13 protein-coding genes are annotated in these 12,974 nt (G+C 63.1%); 10 read left to right on the forward strand and 3 right to left on the reverse strand.

What is annotated here, in order from left to right; genetic code table 11:
• On the reverse strand, window positions 1-840 hold an 840-nt coding region (locus tag EN964_RS09630; RefSeq protein ID WP_127276320.1), incomplete at its 3' end, for an ATP-binding protein.
• 154 nt (window positions 841-994) lie between these two features.
• Here EN964_RS09630 and EN964_RS09635 point away from each other — a divergent pair.
• The 3 genes from EN964_RS09635 to EN964_RS09645 are packed head-to-tail and all read left to right on the forward strand — an operon-like array spanning window position 995 to window position 2,443.
• Entirely contained in the window at window positions 995-1,558 is a 564-nt protein-coding gene (locus EN964_RS09635; protein ID WP_127272678.1) for a helix-turn-helix domain-containing protein, read from the forward strand.
• A gap of 4 nt (window positions 1,559-1,562) precedes the next feature.
• On the forward strand, window positions 1,563-1,871 hold the full coding sequence (locus tag EN964_RS09640) for a hypothetical protein (protein WP_127268618.1): 309 nt from the start codon (window positions 1,563-1,565) through the stop codon (window positions 1,869-1,871).
• A 44-nt stretch (window positions 1,872-1,915) separates the two neighbouring features.
• Window positions 1,916-2,443: a GNAT family N-acetyltransferase gene (locus EN964_RS09645; RefSeq protein WP_127268619.1), complete on the forward strand. Its 528-nt coding sequence runs from the start codon at window positions 1,916-1,918 to the stop codon at window positions 2,441-2,443.
• A gap of 4 nt (window positions 2,444-2,447) precedes the next feature.
• On the opposite strand, the gene EN964_RS09650 is transcribed toward EN964_RS09645, so the two are convergent.
• The gene (locus EN964_RS09650; protein ID WP_127268620.1) at window positions 2,448-3,326 is read right to left on the reverse strand and encodes a LysR family transcriptional regulator; all 879 of its coding nucleotides are present in this window, start codon (window positions 3,324-3,326) and stop codon (window positions 2,448-2,450) included.
• 122 nt (window positions 3,327-3,448) lie between these two features.
• On the opposite strand from EN964_RS09650, the gene EN964_RS09655 reads away from it, so the two are divergent.
• Complete coding sequence (locus EN964_RS09655) at window positions 3,449-4,600, forward strand: gamma-butyrobetaine dioxygenase (protein ID WP_127268621.1); 1,152 nt, start codon at window positions 3,449-3,451, stop codon at window positions 4,598-4,600.
• A complete protein-coding gene (locus EN964_RS09660; protein ID WP_127268622.1) occupies window positions 4,597-5,187 on the forward strand; it encodes an HD domain-containing protein in 591 nt (196 codons plus the stop codon). Before EN964_RS09655 ends, EN964_RS09660 begins: the two co-directional genes overlap by 4 nt.
• Window positions 5,188-5,259: 72 nt before the next feature.
• Here EN964_RS09660 and EN964_RS09665 read toward each other — a convergent pair whose 3' ends face one another.
• Window positions 5,260-7,080: an NAD(P)/FAD-dependent oxidoreductase gene (locus EN964_RS09665; RefSeq protein ID WP_127268623.1), complete on the reverse strand. Its 1,821-nt coding sequence runs from the start codon at window positions 7,078-7,080 to the stop codon at window positions 5,260-5,262.
• Window positions 7,081-7,500: 420 nt separating this feature from the next.
• Here EN964_RS09665 and EN964_RS09670 point away from each other — a divergent pair, with 420 nt between their 5' ends.
• The 5 genes from EN964_RS09670 to EN964_RS09690 form a co-directional block, all read left to right on the forward strand.
• Window positions 7,501-8,646, forward strand: coding sequence for a DUF6600 domain-containing protein (locus EN964_RS09670; RefSeq protein ID WP_127272401.1), 1,146 nt, complete (start codon window positions 7,501-7,503; stop codon window positions 8,644-8,646).
• 257 nt (window positions 8,647-8,903) lie between these two features.
• A complete protein-coding gene (locus EN964_RS09675) occupies window positions 8,904-10,685 on the forward strand; it encodes an acetolactate synthase 3 large subunit (RefSeq protein ID WP_127272402.1) in 1,782 nt (593 codons plus the stop codon).
• An 85-nt stretch (window positions 10,686-10,770) separates the two neighbouring features.
• Window positions 10,771-11,343: an acetolactate synthase small subunit gene (ilvN, locus tag EN964_RS09680; RefSeq protein WP_023757090.1), complete on the forward strand. Its 573-nt coding sequence runs from the start codon at window positions 10,771-10,773 to the stop codon at window positions 11,341-11,343.
• 82 nt (window positions 11,344-11,425) lie between these two features.
• The gene (locus EN964_RS09685) at window positions 11,426-12,022 is read left to right on the forward strand and encodes a LysE family translocator (protein ID WP_127271476.1); all 597 of its coding nucleotides are present in this window, start codon (window positions 11,426-11,428) and stop codon (window positions 12,020-12,022) included.
• Window positions 12,023-12,265: 243 nt separating this feature from the next.
• Window positions 12,266-12,974, forward strand: a 709-nt coding sequence (locus EN964_RS09690) for an efflux RND transporter periplasmic adaptor subunit (RefSeq protein ID WP_127276321.1), incomplete at its 3' end; no start/stop codon positions are given.

The following is a 12,974-nucleotide window of genomic DNA, read 5'->3' on the forward strand; positions in this document are numbered from 1 at the left end:
CCTGATATATGAGCCCGAATTCGGGTTGCGGTAGAGATTCTTGGCGGCCGGGATAAGGTCGCGCAAGGCGTCGATTTCTTCCGGCTCGGTCTCGCGGCCCCGGAACAGCACCTCGGCGAATTCCTCGAGCTTGAACATCCAGAACGGCAGATCCAAGGTTTTGGAATCGACCCTGACGCAGTATTCGGGCAGCGATGCAGCGAACTCGTTGTGCGGGTCGAGGATCAGGATGCGCAGGTCGGGCCGTGCGGCGATCGACTTGCGCAGCAGCAGCGAGACGGCGGTGGATTTGCCGACGCCGGTCGTGCCGACAATGGCGAAGTGACGCGCCAGCGTATCGTCGATGGCGATGTTGGCGGCGATCGTCTCGTCCTGCGCTAGCGTGCCGATCGTGATCGAATGACGCCCGGCGAGGTCATAGACCGCCTGCAGGTCGCGGGTGCGGATCCGATGCGCAACGGCGCCGATATGCGGATAGGTGGTGATGCCGCGATCGAAGACCGGTTTGCCGCCGGGCTCTGCTCCGTCACGGACTTCGCCGATCAGCTCGATGCTGACCTCGATGGCGTTCTGGCCCTCATTGCTCCAGGCGCGGTCCGACTTGCCGATTGCGTAGACCAGGCCGACGGTTCGCGTCGATCCGAGATTGATGGAAATCATCTTGCCGACCGTCCACAGGCCGGTCACCGCGCCGTCGGCGTCATTCGCATAGGCGCTGATGGTGGCGCGCGCGCCATCGCATTGCACGACATTGCCGAGGATGCGCTTGTCGTTCTGCTCTGCGTCGCGGCGCTCCTGCGATGTCGGTTCTCCAACGGAGGCTTCGCGTTCGACATACATGGACAGGCCAATCCCCATTTCCCTGGAGCATCGATCCTACCCGAATGGGGTTAAGGCCCGATGATGTCGGATGGTGTAGAGAGCATTAAAGGGCTCGTGAAAATTGTCGCCAGCCGGCTCTTCTCCGGCGTCTATTTTTCGCTATAATAGACATATGGATGATATAGCGAACGACATTTCCTCGACGATCGGCCGCAGAATACACGCCGAAAGGACCGTGCGCGACTGGTCCCTGGCCGAACTCGCGGAGCATTCCGGCGTCTCGAAGGCGATGCTCAGCACGATCGAGCGGGGCAAGACCAGCCCGACGGCGGCGCTTCTGGTGCGCATCGCGTCGGCCTTCGGCATGACGCTGTCGACCTTGATCGCGCGCGCGGAATTGCAGGGCGGCGGGATATTGCGCGAGGCCGACCAGCCGGTGTGGCGCGATCCCGACACCGGCTATGTCAGGCGGCATCTTTCGCCGGCTGGCGATATGCCGCTGGAACTGATCAAGGTGCATCTGCCGGCGGGCGCCAAGGTCAGTTTTCCGGCCGCTTCATACGCCTTCATCAAGCAGCAGATATGGCTGATTTCCGGGCGGCTCGAATTCATCGAAGGTGAGACAGTGCACAAGCTTGTATCAGGCGACTGCCTGGCGCTCGGGGCGCCGTCGGACTGCACCTTCCACGCCCTCGAGCCCGGCGCCGACTATCTCGTCGCGCTGGTCAGGGGCTGACACAATGGCAAGAAGACCAAAGCGCTCCCACAATGGGGGGCCGCCTCTCGATGAGTACAAGGGCCCGCCATGGGGCAAGGGCGATCCCTACATCTTCCTTGCCTGGCAGGCCGCTCATGCCAAGGCGTGGAAGGCGCCGAGCCACGAGGTGATGCTGCTGCGCATGGACAGAGCCGAGCGGCTTGGCCTGACCTATGAGGAGTACACGCTCGAGATACTCGAGCGCGGGCGGCATCTCGGGCACGAAGACGCCGACCGCATCAGCGCCATCAAGGCGGCGCGAAAGCGACGCCGCGCGCACCGTCTGGACTGACAGCAATGCGCCCGCTTCTATTGCAATCACAGGATATCCTGCACATGAACTCGATCGAGATCGCACCCCTGAACCCGACTGCCGAAACGCAGGACATGCTGGCCGAATTGCTGGTCGCAACGGTGGCGGCCGGCGGTTCGGTCAGCTTCATGCATCCGTTGGCGCCGCAGGCGGCAAGGACGTTCTGGGAGAAGTCGCTGGCCGCGGCGGCAAGGGGCGAAAGATCGGTGCTTGGCGCCTGGGACGGCAAAAACCTCGTCGGCACCGTGACCTTGCTGCTCGATTGTCCGCCCAACCAGCCGCACCGGGCCGAGATCGCCAAGCTGATGACATCAGTCGATTACCGGGGCAGGGGTGTGGGAACGCGCCTGATGCGAGCCGCCGAGAGCCTCGCCCTGGAGAAGGGCCGCACGCTGCTGGTTCTGGACACGGCGACCGAGGAGGGCGCCTCAGGCCTCTATGAGCGGTTGGGCTTCACGCTGGCCGGTGAGATACCGGACTATGCCCTGAAGCCGCATGGCGGGCTGACCGGCACGTTGATCTACTGGAAGCGGATCGGGCCAATCTCATAACCAGTCATGCCGGCGCGGAGAGGCGCAGGAGCAGCCATTGGCGGAAATCCTGTTCGGCTCCGGTCAGGCGTGCTGTCGACGCCCTGGTCAGGAAATGCCCCGATGTGCTGGAAAGTTCATAGTCGGAAAGCCTGACCAGCGTCTTGCTGTCGAGCGCCGCATCGACCAGCGGCCGCGAGCCCAAGAGCACGCCGGCGCTGGCGCTCGCCGCCTCCATGGCGGTGACGAAACTGTCGAAGCGGTGCGATCGTCTGGGATGGCCAGCCAGTCCAGCGGCGGCGAACCATTCCGCCCACATCTCGCGCGCGCCGGCGACCAGAAGCAGCGGCAGGGAAGGCCAGTCGTCGTCGCCGGCGAGCGCAGGTGCGGCCACCGGCACGAGCCGCTCGGCGGTCAGCCTGTCGGCTTCGCGTCCGGGGAACGATCCGTTGCCGAAGCGGATGTCGAGCACCGAGCCCGGCAGATCGTAGTCGGCAGGGCGATGGATCGTCACCAGATCGAGTTGGATGCGCGGCAGTGCCTTGGCGAGATCTGGCAGCGCCGGAACCAGCATGAGCAAGGCAAAGGAGATCGGCGCCCGGATGGTCACGGTCTGGACGGCACGCGGCTCGAACAGTTCCGCGGTGCTGTTGCCGATGGTGGCGAAGGCCGACTGGATGTGAGGCAAGTAGGCCGCACCCTCCGGCGACAGTGCAACGCCCCGCGCCAGCCGCGAAAACAAACGTGTCTTGAGCCGCTCCTCGAGAAACCGGATGTGCTGGCTGACGGCTGCCTGGGTGAGACCGAGCTCGGCTGCCGCCGCGGTGAAATTCGACAGCCGCGCCGCCGCCTCGAAACTGCGCAGCCAGTCCAGAGGCGGCACGGGTGTATTTGTACGAGCCATTAGTATTCTGCGGTCATTGGCTAAAAAATGATAATTTGAGTTATGCCTGTCGCGCGATCAACATGCAATCGAAACCCTGCGGATCAGGCTGCGGGGGACGCAATGAACAGGAACGGATCTCCATGCTCACCCACGCGCTGATCGGCGACGAAGGCAGAACAATCGACCTTGGCTGGCAGGACGGGTCGCGCAGCCGTTTTCATGCCATGTGGCTGCGCGACAATGCGCTGGACGACAAGACGCGCAGCGCCGGCAATGGTCAACGGCTCATCACCATTCTCGACATTCCCGCCAACACCAGGATCGGCGCCGCGTCGATCAAAGGCGGCGCCCTGGAAGTCAGCTTCGTGCCCGAGCAGAAGACGGTCAGCTTTCCCGCGGCATGGCTGAGCGCCAATGCCTATGATCGTGACGCAGGCCGCCAGCCGGGCTGGACAGGCGAGGCCACCGTGCGATGGACCAAGGCCTCGATGCAGAATTCGGTACCGCGCGCCGGCTATGTTGCGGCCAGCCGCGATCGTGCTGTGCTGGGGCAATGGCTGTCGGCGGTGAAAACCTATGGCTTCGCGGTGATGGACGATCTGCCGACCGAATCCGGGGCGCTGTGCAAAGTATCCGATCTGTTCGGCTACATCAGGGAGACCAATTACGGGCGCTGGTTCGAAGTGCGCGCCGAGGTCAATCCGAACAATCTCGCCTACACGAATCTCGGCCTCCAGGCACACACCGACAACCCCTATCGCGACCCTGTGCCGACGCTGCAGATCCTGTCCTGCATCGAGAATACGGTTGAGGGCGGCGAGTCCAGTGTCGTCGATGGGTTTGCCGTCGCGGCTGCGCTGCAGGCTGAGAACCCGGAAGGCTTCCGGCTGCTGAGCTCATGCCCGGCGCGCTTCGAATATGCCGGCTCTTCCGGCGTGCGGCTGCAGGCGAAGCGGCCGATGATCGAGCTCGGGCCCGATGGCGAGCTGATTTGCATCCGCTTCAACAACCGCTCCCTGGCGCCGACGGTCGACGTGCCGTTCAGCGATATGGAAGCGTACTACGCCGCCTATCGCCGGTTCGCGGAACTGATCGAGGATCCATCCTTCGAGGTGACGTTCAAGCTCGAAGCGGGGCAGGCGTTCATCGTCGACAACACCCGCGTCATGCATGCCCGCAAGGCGTTTTCCGGTACCGGTAAGCGCTGGCTGCAGGGCTGTTACGCAGACAAGGACGGTCTGCTGTCGACGCTCGCGGCGATCGAGCATGGGTTCAAGGAGGCGGCGGAATGAGCGGCCAGGATTTGAACGCGGACACCATCGTCGAGTTCATCGCCGACATCTTCGAGCGCCGGGGTGCCGAATCCTATCTCGGCGAACCCGTCACCATGTCGGAGCACATGCTGCAGGGCGCCTGGTTCGCCGAGCAGGACGGCGCGCCGGACGAGCTGGTGGCGGCGGCGCTGCTGCACGACATCGGCCACTACACCAGCGAGTTCGGCACCTATTCGCCCGAGGATGTCGAGGACAAGCATCATGACGAGGCCGGTGGCGAGGTGCTGGCGCCGTTCTTTCCGCCGGTCATCGTCGAATGCGTCAGGCTGCATGTCGCGGCCAAGCGCTATCTCTGCGCCACCGACCCGACCTATTTCGGCAGGCTGTCGCAGGCCTCGGTGCACACGCTGTCGCTGCAGGGCGGGCCGATGAGCGCCGATGAAGTGGCCGAGTTCCGCAAGAACCCGTTCCACGAGGAAGCGGTCCGGGTCCGCATCTGGGACGAGAGCGGCAAGATCGCCAACATGAAGACACGGGCGTTTCGCGATTACGTGCCGCTGCTGCAGCGGGTGGTGACACAGTTCGCCGCGGGTAAGCCGGCGTAATTCCCTCGAAGGAAGGAGGCAGGGTGCAAGCCATGCCTCCTTCCTTTTTTACTCCGCAGGAATGGCGCTCGCCTATCCCTTGTGGTGCACCTGCTGCAGGCCGTAGACCGGCGTCGCCAAGCCGGCCTGCCTGGCTTTCAACTGCAGCGCCAGGAACTGCGAATAGTGTCGTGATTGGTGCAGATTGCCGCCGTGGAACCACAGCGCCTCCTGTTGCGTCGGCTTCCACATGTTGCGCAGCTCACCTTCCCAGGGGCCGGGATCCTTGGTGGTGTTCGAGCCGAGGCCCCAGCATTTGCCGACCTTGTCCGCGGTCTCGCGCGATATCAGATCGGCGGCCCAGCCGTTCATCGAGCCGTAGCCGGTGGCGTAGACGATGAGGTCCGCAGGCAGTTCCGACCCGTCGCTGAGCAGAACCGAGTGCTGCTTGATCTCTTCGACGTCGACGCCGCTCTTCAGCTTGATCGAACCATCGATAACCAGCTGCGAGGCGCCAACATCGATGTAATAGCCAGAGCCGCGCCTTAGGTACTTCATGAACAGGCCGGACTCGTCGTCGCCCCAGTCGAGCATGAAACCGGCCTTTTCCAGTCCCTTGTAGAACGCCGCATCGCGTTTCTTCATCTCGGCATAGGCCGGGATCTGGAACTCGTGCAGGATCTTGTAAGGCAGCGAAGCGAAGATGAGATCGGCCTTGGCGGTGGTGATGCCATTCTGCAGCGCCTGCTCCGAATAGAGCGAACCCAGTCCGATTTCCATCAACGTGTCGGACCTGGAGATATGGGTACTCGAGCGCTGCACCATGGTCACGTCGGCACCAGCTTCCCAAAGTGCGGCAGCGATGTCATGGGCGGAATTGTTGGATCCGATGACAACGGCCTTTTTGCCGGCATAGGCGTCGGGACCCGGATGCTTCGACGAGTGGTGCTGGTCACCCTTGAAGGTTTCCATGCCCTTGAATTTCGGCAGATTGGCCTTGCCGGACTGTCCGGTTGCCAGCACCAGCTGCTTGGGCTTCAGCGTGATGTCCTTGCCGTCGCGGTGGACGACGACGGTCCATTCCTTCGTCTTGTCGTCATAGGACGCACTTTTGGCCTCGGTCGAGGACCAGTAATTCAGCTCCATCACCTTGGCGTACATTTCCAGCCAGTCGCCGATCTTGTCCTTGGGCGAGAAGACCGGCCAGTTCTTGGGGAAATCGATATAGGGCAGATGGTCGTACCAGACCGGGTCATGCAGGCAGAGCGATTTGTAGCGCTTGCGCCAGCTGTCGCCGGCACGCTCGTTCTTCTCGATGATGATGGTGGGCACGCCAAGCTGCCGCAGCCGCGCGCCGAGCGCGATGCCGCCCTGGCCGCCACCGATGATCACCGTATAGGGCTGCGTCTTGAAGCCGAGCTCGGCGGCTTCCCTCTCGCGTTCTTCTTTCCATGTCGGACGGTTCTTGCCCGAGCCGTGCCTGGCGCCCATCGGCCGCGCAAAGCCTGCCGGCTCCTCGTGGCCTTTCAGTTCGGCCATGGTGGTCAGCAGCGTCCAGATCTTGCCGTCCTTCAGCCTGATATGGCCGAAGCCGCGCGCCACTTCCGTCTCGAAGCTGATCCAGCCCTCGATCAACCCGTCGCTCTCCGTCGCGTCCTCGCCCTTGGCGATGGCGAAGTGCGACGGCCTGGTTTTCGACAATTGGTTTTTCAGCATGTCGCGGACCTGGTCGCGGCCTTCCATGGTCTTGATGTTCCAGGTGAAGGTAACGAGGTCGCGCCAGTAGCAATCATCTTGAAAGCAATCGACCGCCTTCTCGATGTCATTGGCAGCAAGCGCGGCGCCGAATTGATCGAGCAGGTCGGACAGTTTCTTGCTAGGGGCCGTGTTCTTGCTAGAGGGCTTGTCGAGCATCAGGTTTCCTCCCGTGAAATCCAGATCGTCATGGTGGTCGCTCCGCCGGGCTTGCCGCCGGACGATCAAGTATCGTCAGAGATGGTGGCCCTCGTCACGCCCCACCATAGTTTCCAGCGATTTCAATGGTCTATCCTAGAAATGAGATCGCCAGGCGGTTTCGGAATCGCCCGGGCGCCGGAAACGAACGTTCCATTTGTGAATGCCGCGCCGGTCGCGCAAAATTGATGGTCAAATGCCGCAATGCGGTCACCCGGGCCGATGACAACCGATCGGTGAGAAGCCGGGAAGCGGTGGCGGGCAACAGGGCGGTTCCCGGGATTTTCTGGATGCGGAACTCTGGAGCCCGTTATGATCATCATACCTTTCATCCAAGCGTCTTCATGTCGCTCCCTTGGCCGGCGTGGACGCGCAGCAGCAATGGCCGCGGTCATGGCCTTGAGCGCGACCCTGACCGGCCCGCTGGTGCTGCCCGGAACGCAGGCGCATGCGGCGGAAATTGCCGTCACCGTCCGCGAAAGGCTTTCGAATTATGGCGGATGGCGAACCTCGGCCCGATTCGGCGATGTCTGGGTTCCCTCGGTCCGTACCGAATGGCGGCCGTACACCGAAGGCAGGTGGGTCTGGACCGACGATGGCTGGTACTGGCAGTCCACCGAGCCATTCGGCGATGTCGTCTATCACTATGGCCGCTGGGCGTATGATCCCGATTTCGGCTGGGTGTGGATCGCCGGCGATCAATGGGCGCCAGCCTGGGTGGTGTGGCGTCAGGGCGGCAATGATGTCGGCTGGGCTCCAGCGCCGCCCGACGTCGGTGTCGCCTTCGACGACGCCTGGTGGTGTTTCGTGCCTGTGGCGGCGATCGGCGCGGTCGATCTGGTCAGGATGGTGCGGCCGGTGCAGGAGAACGTCGTCATCATGCGCAACACGACGATCATCAACCAGACGGTCGTGGTCAACAATGCACCGCGCGTGCGACTTGGCAATCAGGTCGTTGCAATCAATGCCGGACCCCGGCTGCAGCAACTCCCGAAGCCCGTCATCGAATCGATCAAGGCGGCAAAACTGGTTCCGCCTCGCAAAGGCGTGTTTGCCAGTGCACGGCTCGATGTTTCCAGGGGCGCCGAGATCAAGAGGCTTGCCGGCAATACAAAGGGGAACGGGCAAATCCTGGCGGGTCCCAAGACTGCGACCGGCAACAAGGCCATTTCCCCCGGCGCGGTGACTGCCAGCAATCCGGTGGTCGTGAAGCCGGTGAGCAAGCGGATGGCCGCCGGCAACGGCGCGAAGGCCGATGCGCTCAAGCTGCATGCCGACAGGACCGCGGGCGACGGACGCATCGTTGTCAAATCGTCGCTCAACCGGGGGTCGCCCAAGCCGGTTTCGGGGCAGCGTCTTGCACGCGGAGCTGGGCAACAAAAGCCGCATCAGCAAGCGTTGGCAATGCGCATGCCCCAGCACCATGCCCCGGCAAGGGTGGCACCCCACCATCCGCCAGCGAAGATGCAGGCCAGGAAGGCGTTCAAATGCGATCCACGCGTTTCCCGCTGCAAGGCGCCGGGCTGACAAGCTCGATCGCGCCGGCACGCTGTGCGCGCCGGCGCGATTTTTCCCGTTGACAGGCTGCCTTGCCCGCCCTTAGTGTCCGCCACCATGAAAACGGCACTCATTCTCGTAGGAAAGCGCGTGGGCAAGGCGGTGTAACCGCCGGGCGAAAACCCCCCATGCGCAAGACACAGGCTCCCTCGGGGGCCTTTTTTATTGCCTTAAACACGACTAAACGACCAGCAAACGCCAAATGGCGACAGTACGGGACCAGACCGATGAGCAACGGACAGAACGAGCGGCGCGAGATGACAGGTGCCGAAATGGTGGTGCAGGCGCTGAAGGACAATGGCGTCAAGCATGTCTTCGGCTATCCCGGCGGCGCTGTCCTTCCGATCTATGACGAGATCTTCCAGCAGGACGATGTCGAGCACATACTGGTGCGCCACGAGCAGGGCGCCGGCCATGCGGCCGAAGGCTATGCGCGTTCGACCGGCAAGGCCGGCGTCATGCTGGTGACCTCCGGCCCCGGCGCCACCAATGCGGTGACGCCGCTGCAGGACGCGCTGATGGATTCGATCCCGCTGGTCTGCCTGACGGGGCAGGTGCCGACCTCGCTGATCGGCTCCGACGCTTTTCAGGAATGCGATACGGTCGGCATCACGCGCCCCTGCACCAAGCACAACTGGCTGGTGAAGGACGTCAACGAGCTCGCCGCCACCATCCACGAGGCTTTCCATGTCGCGACCACCGGCCGTCCGGGTCCGGTCGTCGTCGATATTCCGAAGGACGTGCAGTTCGCCAGGGGATTCTACGTCCCGCCGCAGATCGCGCCGCGCACCAGCTACCAGCCCAAGGTCCAGGGCGACCTGGAAAAGGTCAAGGCGGCGGTCGAGCTGATGGCCAGCGCCAAGAAGCCGATCATCTATAGCGGCGGCGGCGTCATCAATTCCGGCCCGGAAGCGAGCCATCTGCTGCGCGAACTGGTCGATCTTACCGGTTTCCCGATTACCTCGACGCTGATGGGCCTCGGTGCCTATCCGGCATCGGGCAAGAACTGGATGGGCATGCTCGGCATGCACGGCACCTATGAAGCCAACATGGCCATGCATGACTGCGACGTGATGATCTGCATCGGCGCGCGTTTCGACGACCGCATCACCGGCCGGCTGACCGCGTTCTCGCCGAATTCGAAGAAGATCCACATCGACATCGATCCATCGTCGATCAACAAGAACGTTCACACCGAGGTGCCGATCATCGGCGATGTCGGCCGGGTGCTGGAGGATATGGTGCGGCTGTGGCGCGCGAGCGCCAAGGCCGACAAGAAGGCGCTCTACCCGTGGTGGGAGCAGATCGCCAAATGGCGTGCGCGCGACTCGCTCGCCTACAAGATGAACAACGACGTGATCATGCCGCAATACGCCATCGAGCGGCTCTACGAACTGACCAAGGGCATGGACACCTACATCACCACCGAGGTCGGCCAGCACCAGATGTGGGCGGCGCAGCACTATCATTTCGAGAAGCCGAACCGCTGGATGACGTCAGGCGGGCTGGGCACGATGGGTTACGGCCTGCCGGCGGCGCTCGGCGTGCAGATCGCGCATCCCGACGCGCTGGTCATCGACATCGCCGGCGACGCCTCCGTGCAGATGACGATGCAGGAGATGAGCGCTGCCGTGCAGCACGACGCGCCGATCAAGATCTTCATCCTGAACAACCAGTATATGGGCATGGTGCGGCAGTGGCAGCAGCTGCTGCACGGCAACCGGCTGTCGCATTCCTACACCGAGGCGATGCCCGACTTCGTCAAGCTCGCCGAGGCCTATGGCGGACACGGCATTCGCTGCGAGAAGCCGGACGAACTGGACGACGCGATCAAGGAGATGATCTCGGTCAGGAAGCCGGTGCTGTTCGACTGCCGCGTGGCGACGCTCGCCAACTGCTTCCCGATGATCCCATCGGGCAAGGCGCACAATGAGATGCTCTTGCCCGACGAGGCGACCGACGAGGCGGTGGCCAACGCCATCGACGCCAAGGGCAGGGAACTGGTGTAGCCGGCAGAACCAAGGCAGAGCTGTCGCCAGAAAGCCCTGCGCAAACAAAGAATTAGCTCAAGAGCTTGAAATCGAGATTCATGTCATGAACGCACAGCTACAACCGACCGGCTCCGCCTATTTCATCGCCAAGGAGACGGAAAAGCCGGAAAACCACACGCTTTCCGTGCTGGTCGACAATGAGCCGGGCGTGCTTGCCAGGGTCATCGGCCTGTTTTCCGGGCGTGGCTACAACATCGAGAGCCTGACCGTCTCCGAGACCGAGCATGAAAAGCATTTGTCGCGCATAACCATCGTGACGCGCGGCACGCCGCATGTGCTGGAGCAGATCAAGCACCAGCTCGAGCGCATCGTGCCGGTGCACCGCGTCGTCGACCTGACCGTGCGTTCGCATGAATCCGGGCAGGAGCGGCCGCTGGAGCGCGAACTGGCGCTGGTCAAAGTCGCCGGCACCGGCGAGGCCCGGGTCGAGGCGTTGCGGCTGGCCGATGCGTTCCGCGCCAGCGTCATCGACGCCAACACCGAGCATTTCATCTTCGAGATCACCGGCAAAGGCTCCAAGATCGACCAGTTCATCGCCATCATGAAACCGCTCGGCCTGGTCGAAATCTGCCGCACCGGCGTGGCAGCGTTGAACCGCGGCCCGCAGGCGATGTAGGACTTCGGCGGGGCTGGCGCCGAACGCGTCAGCCAGCTTCCATAGTGAGGCTTCCGATGCTGACTTGTCAGGGAGGATATCCATGTCGCTCGACGCATTCCTTGCCCTGCTTGTCTACGCCTTCGTGACCTCGATCACGCCGGGGCCGAACAATCTCATGCTGCTGGCATCGGGCGTGAATTTCGGCCTCGTCAGAACCGTTCCGCACATGCTGGGCATCAGCATGGGTTTCCTCGTGCTGCTGCTTGCCGTCGGTCTTGGCCTCGGCGCTGTGTTGACGGCGTTTCCGGCGCTGCATACCGCGCTCAAGATCGCCGGCGGCGCCTATCTTTTGTACCTCGCGTGGAAGATCGCCATGTCGCGCACGCTGACCGGCAAGGGCGAGACGAACGCGCGGCCTATGCGCTTCATCGAGGCGGCCGCATTCCAGTGGGTCAATCCCAAGGCGTGGGTGATGGCGATCACCGCCATGGCCGTCTATGCCAATGCCGAGCACCCGTTCCTGTCGGTGGTGTTGATCGCCGTGGCTTTCACTATCGTCAATTTGCCGAGCGTCTCGGTATGGGCAGGGTTCGGCACGGCGCTGCGTGGCTTCCTGTCGGACCCGGTGCGGCTGAAATGGTTCAACATCGCCATGGGCGTGCTGCTGGCGGCGACGCTTTGGCCGATGCTTAAATAGGCTGTGGGGCGCACCAGCCGATCGTAGGGGGACGGGATTCGGACTCTCGGCGGACCGTCCGGATCGGGAGCCGCCCCGTGTTGCACATCCATTGTGCAGTGCACATTAAATCTTCGTAATGCCGCCTTTTGGCCCTTTTCCAACAAAGGCGTGTCCTATCTATTCGGCGAAATCGCGGCAACGGGCCGCGTTGGAATAGAACCCATCGGACCACGACGTGTCGGGTGGAGAGGGCCTTTGACCATGCGTGGAAAAGTCGTTCTTTCGTTGCTGGCCGTCGCCTGCCTGGGTGCGGCCGGCTGGCTCTATCTTTCGCCTGACGCGCTTGGCAGGGTCCAGCAGGTCATCGGCGCAAAGCAGGTTGCCGCGCCGGACAAACAGGCTGCGGCTTCGGACAAGAAGGCCGACAATGCCGGGCGCTCGGTCTCCATCCTCTCGGCCGTCGCCTCGACAGCCGATTTCCCGATCCGGCGTTATGCGATCGGCTTCGTCTCCTCTCCCGCCGTCGTCAACATCAACGCGCGGGTGTCCAGCCAAATCGTGTCCATCGACGTCAAGGACGGGCAGATGGTCAAGACCGGCGATCTGCTGTTTTCGCTCGATGACCGGGCGCTGAAGGCGCAGCTTGCCAAGGACCAGGCGGCGCTGGCCAAGGATCAGGCGATGCTCGCCAGCTCGCAGTCCGATCTCCAGCGCGCCAAGGATCTGGTCGCCAAGCAGGCCGGCACGCAGCAGACCTACGACCAGGCCGTCGCCGCGCAGAAGGCTGCCGCAGCGACTGTCGATGCCGACAAGGCGACAATCGACGCCGACAATGTCCAGCTTGGCTTCGCCACGATCACGGCGCCGATTTCCGGCAGGCTGGGTGCTGTCAGCGTCGCCGTCGGCGATCTCGTCACCGTCAGCAATGGCAACAGCAGTACGGCGACCCCGCTGGTGACCATCACCCAGA

The organism is Mesorhizobium sp. M7A.F.Ca.CA.001.10.2.1, from assembly GCF_003998575.1.
Lineage (GTDB): Bacteria > Pseudomonadota > Alphaproteobacteria > Rhizobiales > Rhizobiaceae > Mesorhizobium.